Annotated in this window: 17 protein-coding genes, 1 tRNA gene and 1 pseudogene; 10 read left to right on the top strand and 9 right to left on the bottom strand. The window is 50.5% G+C overall.

From position 1 onward, the window contains the following. Positions 1-37: 37 nt before the first annotated feature. The 3 genes from IE054_RS03010 to IE054_RS03000 all read right to left on the bottom strand — a co-directional run bounded on the left by IE054_RS03010 (position 38) and on the right by IE054_RS03000 (position 1,943). Positions 38-114, bottom strand: a tRNA-Val gene (locus IE054_RS03010). 130 nt (positions 115-244) lie between these two features. Beyond that, the gene (locus IE054_RS03005) at positions 245-1,330 is read right to left on the bottom strand and encodes a patatin-like phospholipase family protein (protein ID WP_229804977.1); all 1,086 of its coding nucleotides are present in this window, start codon (positions 1,328-1,330) and stop codon (positions 245-247) included. A 169-nt stretch (positions 1,331-1,499) separates the two neighbouring features. Then, positions 1,500-1,943, bottom strand: a complete 444-nt coding sequence (locus IE054_RS03000; protein ID WP_189403580.1) for a MarR family winged helix-turn-helix transcriptional regulator — start codon at positions 1,941-1,943, stop codon at positions 1,500-1,502. Positions 1,944-2,085: 142 nt separating this feature from the next. Here IE054_RS03000 and hmgA point away from each other — a divergent pair, with 142 nt between their 5' ends. The 4 genes and pseudogenes from hmgA (at position 2,086) to IE054_RS02980 (ending at position 5,946) form a co-directional block, all read left to right on the top strand. Further along, positions 2,086-3,390 (top strand): homogentisate 1,2-dioxygenase, encoded by a 1,305-nt coding sequence (hmgA, locus tag IE054_RS02995; protein ID WP_189403579.1) that lies wholly within the window; start codon positions 2,086-2,088, stop codon positions 3,388-3,390. 265 nt (positions 3,391-3,655) lie between these two features. Further along, positions 3,656-4,738, top strand: a complete 1,083-nt coding sequence (gene hppD / locus IE054_RS02990) for a 4-hydroxyphenylpyruvate dioxygenase (RefSeq protein ID WP_189403578.1) — start codon at positions 3,656-3,658, stop codon at positions 4,736-4,738. A gap of 313 nt (positions 4,739-5,051) precedes the next feature. After that, positions 5,052-5,443: pseudogene (locus tag IE054_RS02985) on the top strand (ACT domain-containing protein). Continuing rightward, a complete protein-coding gene (locus tag IE054_RS02980) occupies positions 5,440-5,946 on the top strand; it encodes a PTS sugar transporter subunit IIA (protein WP_189403577.1) in 507 nt (168 codons plus the stop codon). The pseudogene IE054_RS02985 and the gene IE054_RS02980 overlap by 4 nt, the downstream one beginning before the upstream one ends. A gap of 31 nt (positions 5,947-5,977) precedes the next feature. Here the strand turns inward: IE054_RS02980 and IE054_RS02975 are convergent, their stop codons facing one another. Continuing rightward, positions 5,978-6,409 carry an OsmC family protein gene (locus tag IE054_RS02975; RefSeq protein WP_189403576.1) on the bottom strand — a complete coding sequence of 144 codons (432 nt, stop codon included), beginning with the start codon at positions 6,407-6,409 and terminating at the stop codon, positions 5,978-5,980. Between the two features lie 200 nt (positions 6,410-6,609). On the opposite strand from IE054_RS02975, the gene IE054_RS02970 reads away from it, so the two are divergent. From IE054_RS02970 to IE054_RS02955, 4 genes are read left to right on the top strand one after another with little or no spacing between them, the layout of a single operon-like run. After that, entirely contained in the window at positions 6,610-6,963 is a 354-nt protein-coding gene (locus tag IE054_RS02970; RefSeq protein WP_189403575.1) for an ArsC family reductase, read from the top strand. After that, on the top strand, positions 6,956-8,083 hold the full coding sequence (dapE, locus tag IE054_RS02965; protein ID WP_189403574.1) for a succinyl-diaminopimelate desuccinylase: 1,128 nt from the start codon (positions 6,956-6,958) through the stop codon (positions 8,081-8,083). The genes IE054_RS02970 and dapE overlap by 8 nt, the downstream gene beginning before the upstream one ends. Beyond that, complete coding sequence (locus tag IE054_RS02960; RefSeq protein WP_189403573.1) at positions 8,080-8,751, top strand: M15 family metallopeptidase; 672 nt, start codon at positions 8,080-8,082, stop codon at positions 8,749-8,751. Before dapE ends, IE054_RS02960 begins: the two co-directional genes overlap by 4 nt. After that, positions 8,751-8,924, top strand: coding sequence for a DUF2897 family protein (locus IE054_RS02955; protein WP_189403572.1), 174 nt, complete (start codon positions 8,751-8,753; stop codon positions 8,922-8,924). Before IE054_RS02960 ends, IE054_RS02955 begins: the two co-directional genes overlap by 1 nt. Before the next feature lie 52 nt (positions 8,925-8,976). Here the strand turns inward: IE054_RS02955 and IE054_RS02950 are convergent, their stop codons facing one another. From IE054_RS02950 to IE054_RS02930, 5 genes are all read right to left on the bottom strand, one after another. Continuing rightward, positions 8,977-9,312: an iron chaperone gene (locus tag IE054_RS02950; protein WP_189403571.1), complete on the bottom strand. Its 336-nt coding sequence runs from the start codon at positions 9,310-9,312 to the stop codon at positions 8,977-8,979. Position 9,313: 1 nt separating this feature from the next. Then, positions 9,314-9,634: a heavy metal-binding domain-containing protein gene (locus tag IE054_RS02945; RefSeq protein WP_189403570.1), complete on the bottom strand. Its 321-nt coding sequence runs from the start codon at positions 9,632-9,634 to the stop codon at positions 9,314-9,316. Positions 9,635-9,659: 25 nt separating this feature from the next. Further along, positions 9,660-10,064 (bottom strand): HIT domain-containing protein, encoded by a 405-nt coding sequence (locus IE054_RS02940; protein WP_189403569.1) that lies wholly within the window; start codon positions 10,062-10,064, stop codon positions 9,660-9,662. Beyond that, positions 10,057-11,097: a succinylglutamate desuccinylase gene (gene astE, locus IE054_RS02935; protein WP_189403568.1), complete on the bottom strand. Its 1,041-nt coding sequence runs from the start codon at positions 11,095-11,097 to the stop codon at positions 10,057-10,059. Before astE ends, IE054_RS02940 begins: the two co-directional genes overlap by 8 nt. 93 nt (positions 11,098-11,190) lie before the next feature. Beyond that, on the bottom strand, positions 11,191-12,501 hold the full coding sequence (locus tag IE054_RS02930; protein ID WP_229804976.1) for a putative bifunctional diguanylate cyclase/phosphodiesterase: 1,311 nt from the start codon (positions 12,499-12,501) through the stop codon (positions 11,191-11,193). A 305-nt stretch (positions 12,502-12,806) separates the two neighbouring features. On the opposite strand from IE054_RS02930, the gene betB reads away from it, so the two are divergent. Both betB and betA read left to right on the top strand, forming a co-directional pair. Further along, positions 12,807-14,279 carry a betaine-aldehyde dehydrogenase gene (gene betB / locus IE054_RS02925; protein ID WP_189403566.1) on the top strand — a complete coding sequence of 491 codons (1,473 nt, stop codon included), beginning with the start codon at positions 12,807-12,809 and terminating at the stop codon, positions 14,277-14,279. A 12-nt stretch (positions 14,280-14,291) separates the two neighbouring features. Then, positions 14,292-15,956 carry a choline dehydrogenase gene (gene betA, locus IE054_RS02920; RefSeq protein WP_189403565.1) on the top strand — a complete coding sequence of 555 codons (1,665 nt, stop codon included), beginning with the start codon at positions 14,292-14,294 and terminating at the stop codon, positions 15,954-15,956. Positions 15,957-15,996: the final 40 nt, after the last annotated feature.

Below are 15,996 nucleotides of genomic sequence, written 5' to 3'. Positions count from 1 at the left end.
GCAATCGAATTATTTTGGGATGAATGGGGTAGATAAGTGGTGCGTCTACCCTGACTCGAACAGGGGACCTCTACCATGTCAAGGTAGCGCTCTAACCAACTGAGCTATAGACGCATTGTAACGACAGGAAGTCGTGAAGACGGCGCGTATAATAGCGATGCCCTCGCCGCTTAGCAAGCGAATTTTACGATTTGTCTGTTCAATTGCCTGCGTTATAACCAATTGCTGGAAACAGCCTCGTCTTCTAGTAAGCTTTTGACAGCATCGGGAATGGCAATGGTCTGATATAAGACGTAAACTCCGGCTTTTCCGCCAGCGTCATAAAGAAGTCGCCAAGCCGGTCAGACTCACTTAACACCGTTTTCCAGTACTTGATCCGCTGTGGCGCGTCCATGGTTTCAAAGTCCTTGCGATCGGGAATTTTGCCATAAGGTAACTGCGCGATAAATTCGGCTGAAGGCACCAGCATCACCGTATTGTAGTAGCTCTGTGCATGTGGGAGGCGATTTTTGAGCTTTTTATCGAACCAGCCAGGCACGGCAAACGGGTAAAAATGTGGATAAAGGGTTAACCCCGGCTCCGGCCCAAACTCCAGATCAAAGTGGTAGTCAATAATACCGCCGTCCCGGTATACCGCGTCCGGCGCGCCGATGATATTGGATACTGCCTCCAGCACAATCGGAATAGAGCCGGATGCCAGCAGTGACGTAGAGATATTATTGTGACCCAGTTCGTAGTATTCAGTGGGGATGTTGTACGGGTCTTTAATCGTAATCTTGCTGTGTGGAGAGGAAAACACACAACGGGTATACAGATGACGGAGGTGTTTGCGTCCCATTGCATTTGCCGCCGCGCTCATTGCCAGACCGGAAAGCTGATTCATCGACCCACGCCTTGCCATTGGACCATGACATTTCGCTGCAATAATGTGCGCCTTAAACTTGTCGTTTAATAACAATTCCAGTTTGCCCTGGTCCCCCAGCATATCCCGGACCAGCGCCCGAGCTTTAACCGTAATTTCATTAGGCCGTGGCTTGTCAGAATATACCGTTTCTGCATAATGCGTTGCCAGCCGATCGGTTGCCGCCCTCGGGTCTCGCTGAACGGCACAGGTTGCGCGGAATGCCCCGGCGGAGGTACCAATAAAATGCATTTGCTCGCCGCGACGTGGCAGCCATTCCGGAAATAACACACGATCCAAGCCGGCCAGCACGAACCACTTAGGTCCGCCGGAAGCGCCGATAAAATACCGGAACAAACGGGGGATCATTCCGTAGCGGCGAATGGTTCGCAGCGCCCCGGGGCCTGCATAAACATGAAGAGGCGTCAAACGAGTGTCCTTGTTGATAATAAGCCTGTTAAGGAAGCGCCCTTAATTTATCAGTTACATTATCAAAATCAATGACCTCTGACGTTAACTACACCAAAGTACAGGCAGCGCGGGAACAGCCTGACAGTCCTGCATGCTGCCCTCACCGGCGTTGTACACCACAGATGTATTAGTCTGTCAGCCGGTCTTCCAGTGTTGCCATCAGGTGCAAAAAGCGCTGGTATTCCTCATCACTAATACCGGCCAGCAGCGTACGCTGCCATGCTACCGCATCTGGCACAATTTCAGCGTAAAGCGCCCGGCCCTGCCCGGTCAGCAATAACCGGTAGGTACGGCCATCTGTCTCTGTCGGTTCGCGGTGAATCAGCGATCTTGCCTTCAGCAATTTTACCGCCCGGGAAATACTGACTTTATCCATAGAGGTACGACGGGCAATGACTTTGGCGGTCAGTCCGTCTTCTTCAGCCAGTGTTGCCAGAACACGCCACTGCGCACGGGACAACCCATGCGGACCGGCATATATTTCAGCAACAGAGGTACTGAGTTTGCTGGCAAAGCGCACCGCCCGAAAGGCCAGAAACTGTTCAAGCACCAGTTGGGTGTCATCAGACATAAGACTACTCATATTTCAGGGTAAAGGAAGATTGACACTCCGCCCTGACGCTAAACGTCAGCCGCAGTTGATATTAAGCTGTAGCACGTATAGTTTCATTTGTAACTAATTTGATTAACGCTTGGCAGCGTAAGAGGATGACATGGTGCAGCAAAACGAGTTGACATATCTGACCGGCTTTAACAATGAACACGAAACCGAAGCCCTTGAAGGTGCGTTGCCCGTAGGCCAGTTTAACCCGCAGCGCTGCCCTTATAACCTGTACTGCGAACAGTTCAGCACCACCGCGTTTACCGCTCCGCGTGCTAGCAACCGTCGCAGCTGGACGTATCGTTTGAGGCCTTCCATTGCCATGGGTGATTTCACACCAATGGATAAGGGCCATCTGCTTACCGCACCACTAACCGATACCCCCTGCCCGCCCAACGTTATGCGCTGGGATCCCATCGCCATGCCTGAACAGAAAACTGACTTTATCGATGGTCTTGTCACAATGGCTGCGAATGGTGATGCGCGCATGCAGCAGGGTATTGGGATCCACGTCTATCGGGCAAATAGCCCGATGGAAAAGCGTTTCTTTTACTCATCTGATGGTGAAATGCTGTTTGTTCCGCAACAGGGCAGCCTGCTTGCGAAAACCGAGTTTGGCCACCTCAGCGTCAGTCCCGGAGAGATTTTGGTTATTCCGCGGGGCGTTAAATTTTCAGTCACGCCTACCGACGGGCCCATCCGGGGTTACATCTGTGAAAATTATGGTACGCCACTGCAATTGCCCGAACGTGGGCCTGTTGGCGCCAATGGCTACGCCAATGATCGGGATTTTCAGTACCCTGTTGCCGCGTTTGAAGATATCGACGATGACATGCAACTGATAAACAAATTTTGTGGTGAGTTGTATCAGGCGACACTTGATCACTCGCCACTGGATGTGGTTGCCTGGACAGGGAATTCAGCACCCTATAAATACGATCTCAGCCGCTTTAATGTCATTAATTCAGTCAGTTTCGATCACCCTGATCCGTCGATTTTTACGGTACTGACTTCGCCGTCAGAAACAGAAGGCGTGGCCAATGTCGACTTTGTGATCTTCCCGCCGCGCTGGATGGTTGCCGAAAATACATTCCGCCCGCCCTGGTATCACCGCAATATCATGAGTGAGTTTATGGGGCTGATTGAGGGCACCTACGATGCGAAAGAGGCCGGTTTTGTGCCTGGCGGCATGAGTCTGCACAACAGCATGACGCCACACGGGCCGGAAGCTGCTGTATTTGAGAAGGCATCTGCCGCTGAGCTTGAGCCTCAGAAATATGAAAACACCATGGCCTTTATGTTTGAGTCGCGCTATGTCATTGCCCCGACCCGCTATGCGCAAAACAGTTCGCATCGTCAGCATGATTACCTGGACTGCTGGCAGGGGCTGAAAAAATACTATGACGGCACCCGTTAATTGCAGCGTGACGGACAGTGGCTGGCGTAGCGTTTTGTGAACAGCCACTGTGCGTCCTGCGTTATTTTTTAAAATATTACTTTTCATATAGTTATGCGACTTTTGGGGCAACATTGCGTGCCTCACCGCATCACCTATAAAGGTTTCTTTACAGGTTTTACATGGCAGCGTGTTGCATGGTTGTAAACACGCTGTTGCCTTCCCCGTGCCCTGCTCTCTAAAATCAGGGCATCCATTGATTAACTGTGAATGAGAAAGAATTGTTATGGCAGACTTATTTGAAAATCCGATTGGCCTGGATGGCTTTGAGTTTCTGGAATTCACTGCGCCTGAAAAAGGCATTCTGGAGCCCATGTTTGAAGCAATGGGGTTCACCAAGGTAGCCCGTCATAAATCGAAAGACGTTGAACTTTGGCGTCAGGGCGATATTAACCTGTTGAGTAACTACGAAAAAAATTGCCACGCCCAGTATTATGCCGAAGAGCATGGCCCTTCAGCATGTGGTATGGCGTTCAGAGTCAAAGATGCGCAGAAAGCCTATAAAGAGGTATTGTCACGCGGCGCTCAGCCTATGGATACCTACACTGGCCCAATGGAGCTGAAACTACCGGCAATTAAAGGCATTGGCGGCGCCATGCTATATATGATTGACCGTTATAAAGGCGAAAACACCATCTATGACATCGACTTTGAGTGGATTGAAGGCGTTGACCGTCACCCTGAAGGCTGTGGTTTCCACACGCTTGATCACCTTACACACAATGTCTATCGCGGTCGCATGGACTACTGGGCGAATTTTTACGAGAAGCTGTTTAACTTCCGTGAAATTCGTTACTTCGATATCAAAGGTGAATACACGGGTCTGTTATCAAAAGCCATGACCGCACCGGATGGTAAGATCCGTATTCCCCTGAACGAAGAAGCCGTTGGTGGCGGCGGTCAGATTGAAGAATTTCTGATGCAGTACAACGGTGAAGGGATCCAGCACATCGCCTTTTCCTGCGATGATCTAATCAGTTGTCTGGACAAACTCAAAGCGCGCGGCATGAAATTTATGACAGCACCACCGGAAACCTACTATCAGATGCTTGAAGAGCGCCTGCCGGGACATGGTGAGCCTGTGGATGAGCTCAAGCAGCGCGGTATTCTGTTAGATGGCACTACGGAAGGCGGCGAACCGCGTCTGTTGCTGCAAATATTCTCAGAAACTGTATTTGGACCGGTTTTCTTTGAATTTATTCAGCGTAAACAGGACGAAGGTTTCGGAGAAGGTAACTTTAAGGCACTGTTTGAATCGATCGAACGTGATCAGGTTAAACGCGGCTCACTTAAACGCGAAGAAGCCTAATGTAATAGCAGGTGGTTACCGCGTAGCCACCTGCTTTTCCCCTCCCCCCAACGACATCCCCCTGTATCATTAATTACGTCACACCCGGTACTGTTTATGACTGGACAGCGACGTATAAAAATGCCTCCCCAGCGCATTTTTCTGCGTTGCCCATTGTTTAACCAAATCGATTAATTCAATCAAATCAGCAAGATAAAAGAAGTCCCCAAACTACTCAACAAACTTATCCACAGAATACGTGGATAACAGCGTAGCCTTGTCTGGCACTTAATGATTTAATGCATACAGAGTAGAAATTGATACAGGTAACCCCATGCCCAAGCAGACGCTGGCAGTGCTCCCCCAAAGTTTCAGTATACACAGCATGGATCCCGACGACGGGATCCCAGCGTCAGTTCTGGCCTGCTCCCGTTTTTTTATCGGCAGAACCCCGGAAGAATTATCTATTGTTGTCCCATCGGATGTGGAGGTGGCCTCGCTTGACTCCGACACTAACTGGCGTGCGCTTGAGATAATCGGGCCATTCCACTTGTCGATGGTAGGAATTATGGCGCAGATTGGCGCTGTGCTGGCTAAAGCCAAAGTGTCAATTTTTGTCGTATCAACGTTTGATACCGACTTTTTTTAATGAAGAACAGCAAGTTAAAAGATGCCATTACGGCACTTAAGGCGGCTGGCTACACCGTCACAGAACCAGAATTATGACCGCACTTTTTTTTGTTGCCGACAGTGAGCCTGAGCAGGCAAAGCGTAACGTGGCGATCCCCTGTCCTGTCAGTGGTAAGCCTGTTTCACTGAATACTCTCAGCGATCCTGTTTTAAGCAGTGGTGTGTGGGGGCACGGGTATGCGCTTAAGACCTCATCCAGCCTGATTGCGTCACCACTGTCCTGCAAAGTCTTACGCTGTGATGCGCTTGACTACTCGATAGTTGTTCAGGCTAACAATGGCTTACTTTTCCGCATTCAGGTTGGCATTAACGTCCACGCCCTCATGGGAGAGCGATGTGAGTTTCTGGTCTCCAAAAACCAGAAAGTGAAAAAAGGGCAGACCTTATTTCAGGTGTCGCCGCCTTTTCTGAAGCAAAATGGTATAGACACCATTTGTCTTGTTACTGTTCTTAACAGCAGCAAATTGAGCGCTATCGTTCCAACATCGTTGCATCATTGCCGGGCAATGGATGATCCGTTAATGACCGTGTATGTCTGAGCAAGGGCCTCGCGGCCCTTGTTGCCGTTCGTTACGCCGTCAGCGTATATTCCAGCGAGATATCAGCATCTAACAGTTTAGAGATGGGGCAGTTAGCTTTTGCGCCTTCTGCAATGTCTTTAAATTTATCTTCATCAATACCGACCACTTTGGCATCCAGTGTCAGCGCCGATGCACTCACTTTGAAGCCTTCGCCGTCTTCGACCAGGGTGACCGCTGCATCAACATTCAGCTCGCCGGCATCAAATCCTGCGCCTTCCAGTGCAAATGACAGCGCCATCGCAAAGCAACTGGCATGGGCCCCCGCAATTAACTCCTCGGGGTTGGTCCCCGCTTTATCTTCAAACCGGGTATTGAACCCGTAAGGCTGATTTGACAGTGCGCCGCTTGCCAGGCTGACATGTCCCTGCCCGTTTTTCCCCAGTGGTGAGTAGCTTGCTGAGGCAGTCTTCACAATAGCCATAATGACTCCTTATCATTGGTCAATGTATGAGGTCTACGCCACGCGTAGCGCTCGTTAAGTGAGCGTTTATTAATTGCGTGTGCCGATGCTTACGCAACGTTCGCCTGCATGGCTCACCACAGTCGGTGATGTTTTGCATCAGACCACACCAGCAGATAGACTTAGCAGCACTTTAGTAAATCATCAATGCGAAAACGAGTATGACCACAACCCTCTACGGAATAGCCAATTGCGACACCATCAAAAAGGCTAAAAAATGGCTTAATGATAATGACATTGACTTCGTGTTTCACGACTTTCGCAAAGACGGGATAGCAGAAGCGTGGCTGGCGGACACGGCCGCGACAGTAGGCTGGGAAACGCTGCTGAATAAACGGGGAACCACATACCGCCAGCTTGATGAGGCCGACAAAGCCTCGCTGGACGAGCCGAAAGCGCTGGGATTGATGCTGGCCTACCCGGCAATGATAAAGCGCCCCGTACTGGAACATAACGGCAATGTCTATGTTGGCTTTAAAGCCGACAACTACGCGGCGATTTTTACCCATGACTGATGTCATTGAACTGGCCAAGGCGCTGATAAACCGCCGCTCTGTGACGCCCGATGACGCCGGCTGTCAGCAGATGATGCAGGACTGGCTGCAGGAACTGGGGTTTTCCAACGAAACACTGGTATTTGAAGACACCACCAATTTATGGGCCCGGCGAAACCAGCAAGGTCCATTATTTTGTTTCGCCGGTCATACCGATGTCGTGCCAAGTGGTCCTGAGGCAGCATGGAAGACGCCGCCTTTTACCGCCACAGAAGTCGATGGCTACCTGCATGGCCGCGGTGCAGCTGATATGAAAGGCAGTCTTGCTGCAATGCTTGTTGCCACTCAGCGATTTGTGAAGGACTACCCCGACCACAAAGGTAGCATTGCGTTTCTTATTACCAGCGATGAGGAAGGCCCTTTCATTAATGGCACAACGCGTGTGGTTGATACACTGGAAGCGCGCAATGAAAAAATTGACTGGTGTATCGTCGGTGAACCATCCAGCACCCAGCGTGTTGGCGATGTGGTAAAAAATGGCCGGCGCGGCTCGCTGACCGGTGACTTAACGGTAAAAGGAGTGCAGGGGCATGTCGCCTACCCGCACCTGGCCAGTAACCCGGTACACGAAGCAGCCGCCGCACTGGCTGAGCTGGCCGACACACACTGGGATGAAGGAAATGCGTTTTTCCCGCCTACCAGTTTTCAGATTTCCAATATCCATGCCGGTACAGGTGCCGGGAATGTGATCCCCGGTACGCTTGAGGTCTGTTTCAACTTTCGCTTTTCAACGCAGGTGACCGATCACATGCTGATTGACCGTGTTGAGGCTATCCTGAACCAACATCAACTGGACTATGACATTACCTGGACACATAACGGTCAGCCCTTCCTGACGGACAGTGGTGATCTGGTAGATGCAGTAGAAAAGGCAATTCAAAGCGTGTCGGGACAGGCGACAACGTTATCGACGGCTGGCGGGACCTCCGATGGCCGTTTTATTGCGCCTACCGGTGCTCAGGTGGTGGAGCTTGGCCCCGTGAATGCCACCATTCACAAGGTGGATGAGTGTGTGCGAATGGACGACCTGATCGCGCTTACTGACATGTACTACCATACCTTAAGAGAGTTGCTTGCATGAGAGCATTGCAGTGGCTAGGTGTCGATAATCCTGCGCTGGTGGATGTCGGTGAGGGTCAGCGTATCCACGCTGATACAGCCGGGCCTTTTATTGCTATGCAACAGGCGGCAGCAGAGGATGGGGTTGACTGTCAGCTGGTCAGTGGGTTTCGCAGTTTTGAACGTCAGCTGGCAATCTGGAACCGAAAATGGCACGGGGAACGGCCGCTGTATGATGCCAGGGGCAACCGGCTCGATCCTGAACGCTTATCCGACACCGAAAAACTGCATGCCATCCTGACCTTTTCAGCGCTACCCGGCGGTAGCCGTCATCATTGGGGCAGCGATATTGATGTGTATGACAAAGCCAGCGTCGAGGCCTGGGCGGGAAGCTTCTCGCTGGTCAATGACGAATATTGCAATGACGGCCCCTGCGCTGAGTTAGCCAGCTGGTTAACTGAATATGCCGGTCGCTTTGGGTTTGCCAGGCCTTATCTTGACTATCGCGGCGGTGTAGCCCGGGAATTATGGCATTTAAGTCATACCGCGACGGCCCGTCAGTTCGAGAGCGCAGTGAACTGTGACACGCTAAGGGCGTATATTGAAGATGTGGAGATTGCCGGTAAATCGGTGATTCTTGACGACTTTGAAAGACTTTTTGAGCGTTACGTACTGAATAAGGGACGCTGATGGACATTATCTGGATCATCGCCATTGTGGCGATTGTACTGGGAATTATCGTTGGAAACCTGCTGCTACTGAGAGACAGCGCGAATTTTAAATTGCCCACCCGCAACAAAGATGGCAGCAAAATAAAAGACAATAACGCCAATTTTGACGACGATGAAGACGACAAGTGGTGACTGCCTCGTTGGCCGTCAGGACTGTTGCAGACTTGGGGTCAGTGACTAGCAGCTAGTGCAGTGCCAGTGCATTATCAATGACCGTCTCCAAATCTTTATAGGGAATACTGTCCATCCGGGTGAAGTTGATACAGCCCTCGCCGGTTTTTACTTTCGGATGTTTGCGTTTAAATTCAGCAATATGTGCCGGTTCACGGGTATACAAGGCTATGCAGTGTTTCAGATTGCCAACCGCTATCCAGTGACCCTCCCGTTCGAATGTGGGCATCTTGTATTTCATACTGACGCTGACATCAGGAGCCTGCGCTTCAATTAATTCAACCAGTTGCCGTAAGACCAGCCTGCGATCTTCAGGCTGACCTTCAATGTAGTGACTGACGTCCTGCATTTTAGCTCAGCTTCACTGCCGTACCACTGATACTGACCATCAGCATACTGCCTTTTTCACCAATCACTTCGTAGTCGATATCAATTCCCACGACCGCATTGGCGCCCATATTCCGCGCTTCCTGCTCCAGTTCAGCGAAAGCCATTTTGCGGGCCCGGGTAAGCTCGTCTTCGTACGAACCAGAGCGGCCACCGACAATGTCACGAATCGAGGCAAACATATCTTTAAACAGATTGGCCCCCATTACAGCCTCACCAATCACAATGCCACAATACTGTTCAATTGACTGTCCTTCCACCGAGGGTGTGGTTGTCAGGATCATAATGCTATTCCTTGTAGGTTATTTATCACAGTTCCAGCGCTGCTTTGAGTGCTGCTAGGTGCTTATCCGCCTGGGATTGGGTGTAGGCCTGGGCTGGCTGGCGTCCCCACACAGGGTGTGGCCATGCACAGTCATCGGTAAACCGGGCGATGTGATGAACATGCAGTTGCGCGACAACGTTCCCCAGTGCTGCCACATTCAGTTTATGTGGCGAAAACAGCTTTCGCAATACCTGACTTAGTTGATCAGACTCTTGCTGAAAAACGCGTCTGTCTTCGTCCGACAAATCGATTAAATCATAAACCTCAGCGCGTCGTGGCACCAGGATCACCCAGGGAAACTGCGCATCGTTCATTAGCAATACACTGCAAAGCGGCAGATCGCCGACCGGAAAGGTATCATTTCTTAAGCGCGCATCAAGTTTAAACATCAGTATGCTCAAGGGTGGTAGGCACTACCGTTAGCAACGCCCGTTGTCCAATAGCTACCCTGGCATTAGGAAATACAATTGCCTCACCGTCCTGCTGCGCCTCGTACTGTCTGCCAGGCTCTGACGCCAGTACCGTGCCTTTAGCGTAATCAGTGAAATTAGGGGTATCGTCGTCAAAATGCAGTTCAAACGCTTCCTGCTGGCGGTTGATGACCTGGTTCACACGGTAAATATCCAGTGTTTCCGGCGCTACCTGAGGCGCGTAGTCTTCCTCGCTGGTAAGCCGGGTAATGGCCTTACGTGCATCGGCAAAGCGTGTCATGTCGTTTTGTCCGAACGGTCTGACCTTGCCAAGTTCGACAGTAAAGGCATGTGCGTTGTGGACATGCGATGAATAATAACTGAAGGTGGTGGTCGGACTTTCCGATAACAGAATCGTTTTCACGCCACAGGCGGCCAGAAAGCCTAGCTGACCAAGACTGTGTGGCCTGCCATGAAGGTATGGGTATACCGCAAACTTTTCATTTTTTGACGCGCGGATCGCCGTGTGCAAATCATAGTGCAGACGCGTGCTATGGTCTGGCGCGTCAGCGAAAAAATCGCTCACTGCCGCTTCCAGTTGCTTCGCGCGCTGACGCTCAGCATTCACACACCCCTCGCCTTCAGAATGCGCGCCGCTAAACAGCCGGTTCATGTTTTCTTCTACAAAGCGCTCTGCGATATCCATCGCTGGCAGGTTACCGAATAAGAACAATACCGAGTGGCGAAGCGTCAGGCGCTCTAGCAGGATATCACGGACCAGATCATCACATATCTCGATAGGCGCGGTTTCATTTCCGTGCACACCACATGAGAGCACAACGTATTTGCCTGCATGCTGCTGAGCGGGCGGATCAAAGCGGATAATGCCGGGCGCGTCTATACTTACGCGGGTTTGGTTACTCAGTGTAAACGGGGAGATGGCCTCAAGTGAGTCAGGGGCGCGGCGAGACTGGTGAAGAAACTCACCGTCCTTTATAGGGTTAGCTGTCATGGTATTTCTTTTTGCTATTACGATGGGGAGTAAGTCTACCGCCGGTCAGAGAGAATGCAAAATTCTTCGTTTATCTGCGCAGCCGCAGCTCGGCTAGTTACTGACTTTACGAAGTGGGGAGCCGCCAACAATAATTTCTCGGGTGGCCAGTTTCAGAAATTCATTCAGCGGGACAGCCCGGGAAAACAGATAGCCCTGCCCTTTGCTAATCCCTACATCCCGCAAAATATGGAGCTGTTCAATGGTTTCAATGCCCTCGGCGATTACTTCGCATCCCTTCGCCTGCCCGATGATCCTGGCCGCTTCAATGATGGCCCGGTTGACCTGGCCATCGGTTAGTGACATCACGAACGTTTTATCTATTTTAAGCGCATTGATTTCCAGCTCACGGATATATGCCAGATTAGAGTAGCCTTTACCAAAATCATCCACCAAGATGCTGATCCCCATAGCCCGCAACTGAAATAATTGCTTTTTCACCATCAGCGAGTTCGACAGGGCGACGTCTTCGGTTAGTTCCAGCTCAATTCTGTTAAGCTCAATACTGTAGCTTTTACTTAGCAGCACCAGTGTGGGAATCAACTGGCTGTCATACAGCTGGGTTGGCGAAATATTTACCGACAAGGTAAGCCGCAACCCGCAGGCATCGAGTTCGCCAAGACTTCTGAATGCCTGCTCGAAGGTCCAGTATGCCAGTTCATTCATCATATTGTACGATTCGGCGGCTTCAATGAGCGGACCTGGAAACAGTACGCCATCCAACGGATGATTCCAGCGAAGTAAGCACTCGGCCCCGACCACTTCCAGATTTGTCAGGTCAACTTTAGGCTGGAAATAAAGCTCAAGTTCATTGTGAGACAAGGCCCGGGTTAGATCGGCTTTCAATGCCAGACTTCGACCTGTATCGGCCTTCTCTTCAGTACTCAGGAAGGAAAAATTCTGATATTTATTTTCTTTGGCTTGCTTAAGCGCAGCTTCCGCGCGCGACACAAAGGCCGTTAAATTGATATTTTTGCAGCGCCCGCTGACAACCCCAACGTTAAAATCGGCAATAAACGCATTATTGTCATACTGCATCGGGGTTTTGAAGTGCTCAACCAGCCGCTCAAACTTTTGCTGCATCTGATTGTGTGAATATTTGCCCGGGAAGATGAGCCCAAAGATATCACCACTTATTCGTCCCAGCTCAACGTTCTCATCAAACAACGTGATAATACGATTGGCAATTTGAAGTAAAAACTGGTCGCCTACCGTGATCCCGAGACTTGTTGTTACATCAGAAAACCGCACGACATCAACCAGCATTAATGAGGCGTATGAATGTTGCGCCACACATTTTTCAACCGTGTCGATAAACGCGTAGCGGTTCGGAATTGTCACCAGTGATGTATGCTCTCGGGGCACTCTTACATTCATTACCTTATGCTATAGGTTACGGTTATTAAACGACGATTTCATAGAATCACGGCTACACACAACGCGCAACTAGTAATTCGTATAATTTGGAATACCTGGTTATGTTTTCACCTTTTGCTGCCCAAATCCCGCATTTTTGCCGCTGACGCCTGATTCTGACTGCGCCGTTTAAAAATTTGGCGACTATCGAATCAATCCATTTCGCTAGGTAGTGAGTAATAGATTAAATAAAATTTACTTATGCCCTGTTACAAGTTCATGTAGCAAGGTTATTGACCACAGTGGAGGGACGCATGACACAGGATCGCTCTGAGCGGTTGTTGAATTTCATCGATGGCGAGTTTGTTGCTAACCAGACCGGCGAAACATTTGATGTCGTTAATCCCGCGACGGGAGAGGTTATCTACGTCGTTGAACAGGCGGATGAGCATATTCGTTCGCTAGCTATCGAAAGCGCAAAGAAGGCGTTCCAGACATGGTCATATATGTCTGCAATCGAACGCAGCAGGATCTTACATAAGGCCGTTTCACTGCTTCATGAACGCACCGATCACCTCGCCCGTGTTGAAACCCTGGACAATGGCAAACCCATCCAGGAAGCCAGAGAGGTTGATGTGGTCACCGGCGCTGATGTGCTGGAGTTCTTCGCCTCACTGGCGCCCACTCAGACCGGGCAACAGCAAGAAGTGGATGGTGATTTTTACTACACCCGTAAAGAGCCACTGGGCGTCTGTGCCGGCATTGGCGCATGGAATTACCCTCTGCAAATTGCCTGCTGGAAATCAGCACCGGCACTGGCAGTGGGCAATGTCATGATCTTTAAACCGTCAGAGGAAACCCCGCGTGGCGCGGTAGAACTGGCCAGGATATTTATCGACGCTGGCGTGCCTGCCGGCGTCTTCAACGTGATTCAGGGCGATGCAGAAGTCGGGAGCTGGCTCACTACCAGCGACGAGATTGAAAAAGTCTCATTTACCGGCGAAGTGGGCACTGGACGCAAGGTGATGGAAAGTGCCGCCAGCACACTTAAAGATGTCACAATGGAGCTTGGCGGTAAGTCTCCGCTGCTGGTATTTGATGATGCCGATCTTGATGAAGCCGTGTCTGCCGCCATGCTGGGTAACTTTTTTACTCAGGGTGAAGTCTGTACCAACTGTACCCGCGTGTTTGTGCATGACGCAATCTACGATGACTTTCTTGCACGGCTCAAAACGCGCACCGAGGAGAATATCGTAGCCGGCGACCCGCTGGACACCCACACTAATTTCGGCGCGCTGATTTCAAAAGAACATCACAAGCTGGTCATGGACTATATCGAAAAAGGCAAGCAGGAAGGCGCCAGAGTTCTCACCGGTGGCGAGGCATTTTCACCTGATGGCGCAACCAGTGGCTTTTTTGTCCAACCCACCGTATTTGTGGATTGCAACGACGATATGACCATTTGTCGTGAAGAAATTTTTGGTCCGGTAATGAGCGTTTTACGCTTCTCTGATGAAGATGAAGGCATTCGACGCGCCAATGATACCCCTATGGGTCTGGCAGCCGGTGTCATGACCAAAGATATACGCCGTGCCCACCGGGTTGTCCATCAACTCCAGGCCGGGATCTGCTGGGTTAACAGTTATGGCGCATCTCCGGCTGAAATGCCCGTTGGCGGTTACAAACTGTCAGGTATAGGCCGCGAGAATGGCGTAGAAACACTGAATCAGTATACCCAGACCAAGTCAGTGTATGTGGGCATGGTCAAGCTTGAAAGCCCGTTCTAAAGGAGGTTGCCAGTGAGTTCTTATGACTACATTATCGTCGGCGCCGGATCTGCAGGGTGCGTACTGGCGAATCGCTTAAGTGAAGACCCCAACAACAGTGTATTACTACTGGAAACAGGCGGCAGTGACAAAAGTATTTTTATTCAGATGCCGACAGCCCTGTCTATTCCCATGAATACAGATAAGTACGCATGGCAATTTCATTCCGAACCTGAGCCGTACCTGGATAACCGCGAAATGCACTGTCCACGCGGCAAAGTGCTTGGAGGCTCCTCGTCTATTAACGGCATGGTTTACGTGCGCGGACACGCGGAGGACTTTGAGGAATGGGAAGCCTGTGGCGCAAAAGGCTGGGGTTATCAGAAGTGCCTGCCGTACTTCAAACGTGCCGAAAGCTGGTATCTTGGCGGCGATACACATCGCGGTGGCAGTGGCCCTCTGGGCGTAAATAACGGTAATGAAATGCAAAACCCGCTTTACCGTGCGTTTATCAAAGCCGGTGAACAAGCCGGTTACCCCATTACCAACGATTACAATGCGGCGCAACAGGAAGGTTTCGGGCCCATGCACATGACGGTAAAAGGTGGCAAACGCTGCTCGGCCGCCAGAGCTTACCTTGATCCTGTCAAAGACCGCGACAACCTTACTATTTTAACGCATGTCCGGGTCCATAAAATACTCATGGACGGTAAGCGTGCGGTAGGTGTGAGTTATCGCAAAGACGGTAACATGCACGAAGCCCGTACAGATAACAACGTCATTTTGAGTGCTGGCTCCATCGGCTCACCGCAATTACTGCAACACTCTGGTATTGGCGACGCCGAGCACCTTAAAAGCGTAGGCATTGAATGCGTTCACAACCTGCCTGGTGTAGGTGAAAACCTGCAGGATCATCTGGAATTTTATTTCCAGTACCGCTGTAAAAAGCCCATTACTATCAACGGTAAACTGGACTGGTTCTCGAAGGGAATCATTGGTGCAAAGTGGTTTTTCTTTAAGAAAGGCCTGGGTACCACTAACCATTTTGAATCCTGCGCCTTTATTCGCTCAAAGGCAGGGGTAAAGTGGCCTGATATGCAATATCACTTTATGCCTGCGGCCATACGCTACGACGGCAAAAGTGCTTTCGACGGCCATGGTTTTCAGGTGCATGTGGGACACAATAAACCGAAGAGCCGCGGTTTTGTGAAGGTTCAGTCCGCAGACCCCGAACAGGCACCGAAGATTCAGTTTAACTACCTTAAAGCCCAGGAAGATATTGAGGGGTTCCGTGCCTGCGTCAGGTTAACCCGTGAAATCATCGACCAGAGTGCATTTGATGAATATCGGGACAGTGAAATTCAGCCCGGTGAAGAGGTTAAAACCGATGAGGAAATCGACGCATTTGTGCGCAAAGCGGTAGAAAGCGCCTATCACCCTTCCTGCACGTGCAAAATGGGCGAGGATGAAATGGCCGTGGTTGACTCGCAAACCCGTGTAAGAGGTCTGGAAGGCCTGCATGTGGTCGACTCTTCAATCTTTCCAACCATCCCAAATGGTAATCTTAACGGCCCAACCATTATGGTCGCAGAAAAAGCCGCAGATATGATTTTAGGTAACCCGCCGCTACCGGAAGAAGATGTCCCGGTCATTGAGGATAGTAACTGGGAGAGTCAGCAGCGCAGCAATCAACTTTAATATTTTTACTGAACAGTAAAGGTTATGACCTCAACTTTAC

This window comes from Alteromonas halophila (assembly GCF_014651815.1).
GTDB classification, from domain to species: domain Bacteria; phylum Pseudomonadota; class Gammaproteobacteria; order Enterobacterales; family Alteromonadaceae; genus Alteromonas; species Alteromonas halophila.
Note: the sequence above shows the minus strand (reverse complement) of the source record. Positions and strands in the feature narration are given on the sequence as shown.

Excerpts from the sequence above, each read along its gene's own strand:
- IE054_RS03000 (WP_189403580.1), bottom strand. The coding sequence starts at position 1,943 with ATGTCTGATGACACCCAACTGGTGCTTGAACAGTTTCTGGCCTTTCGG.
- hmgA (WP_189403579.1), top strand. The coding sequence starts at position 2,086 with ATGGTGCAGCAAAACGAGTTGACATATCTGACCGGCTTTAACAATGAA.
- hppD (WP_189403578.1), top strand. The coding sequence starts at position 3,656 with ATGGCAGACTTATTTGAAAATCCGATTGGCCTGGATGGCTTTGAGTTT.
- IE054_RS02980 (WP_189403577.1), top strand. The coding sequence starts at position 5,440 with ATGACCGCACTTTTTTTTGTTGCCGACAGTGAGCCTGAGCAGGCAAAG.
- IE054_RS02975 (WP_189403576.1), bottom strand. The coding sequence starts at position 6,409 with ATGGCTATTGTGAAGACTGCCTCAGCAAGCTACTCACCACTGGGGAAA.
- IE054_RS02970 (WP_189403575.1), top strand. The coding sequence starts at position 6,610 with ATGACCACAACCCTCTACGGAATAGCCAATTGCGACACCATCAAAAAG.
- dapE (WP_189403574.1), top strand. The coding sequence starts at position 6,956 with ATGACTGATGTCATTGAACTGGCCAAGGCGCTGATAAACCGCCGCTCT.
- IE054_RS02960 (WP_189403573.1), top strand. The coding sequence starts at position 8,080 with ATGAGAGCATTGCAGTGGCTAGGTGTCGATAATCCTGCGCTGGTGGAT.
- IE054_RS02955 (WP_189403572.1), top strand. The coding sequence starts at position 8,751 with ATGGACATTATCTGGATCATCGCCATTGTGGCGATTGTACTGGGAATT.
- IE054_RS02950 (WP_189403571.1), bottom strand. The coding sequence starts at position 9,312 with ATGCAGGACGTCAGTCACTACATTGAAGGTCAGCCTGAAGATCGCAGG.
- IE054_RS02945 (WP_189403570.1), bottom strand. The coding sequence starts at position 9,634 with ATGATCCTGACAACCACACCCTCGGTGGAAGGACAGTCAATTGAACAG.
- IE054_RS02940 (WP_189403569.1), bottom strand. The coding sequence starts at position 10,064 with ATGTTTAAACTTGATGCGCGCTTAAGAAATGATACCTTTCCGGTCGGC.
- astE (WP_189403568.1), bottom strand. The coding sequence starts at position 11,097 with ATGACAGCTAACCCTATAAAGGACGGTGAGTTTCTTCACCAGTCTCGC.
- betB (WP_189403566.1), top strand. The coding sequence starts at position 12,807 with ATGACACAGGATCGCTCTGAGCGGTTGTTGAATTTCATCGATGGCGAG.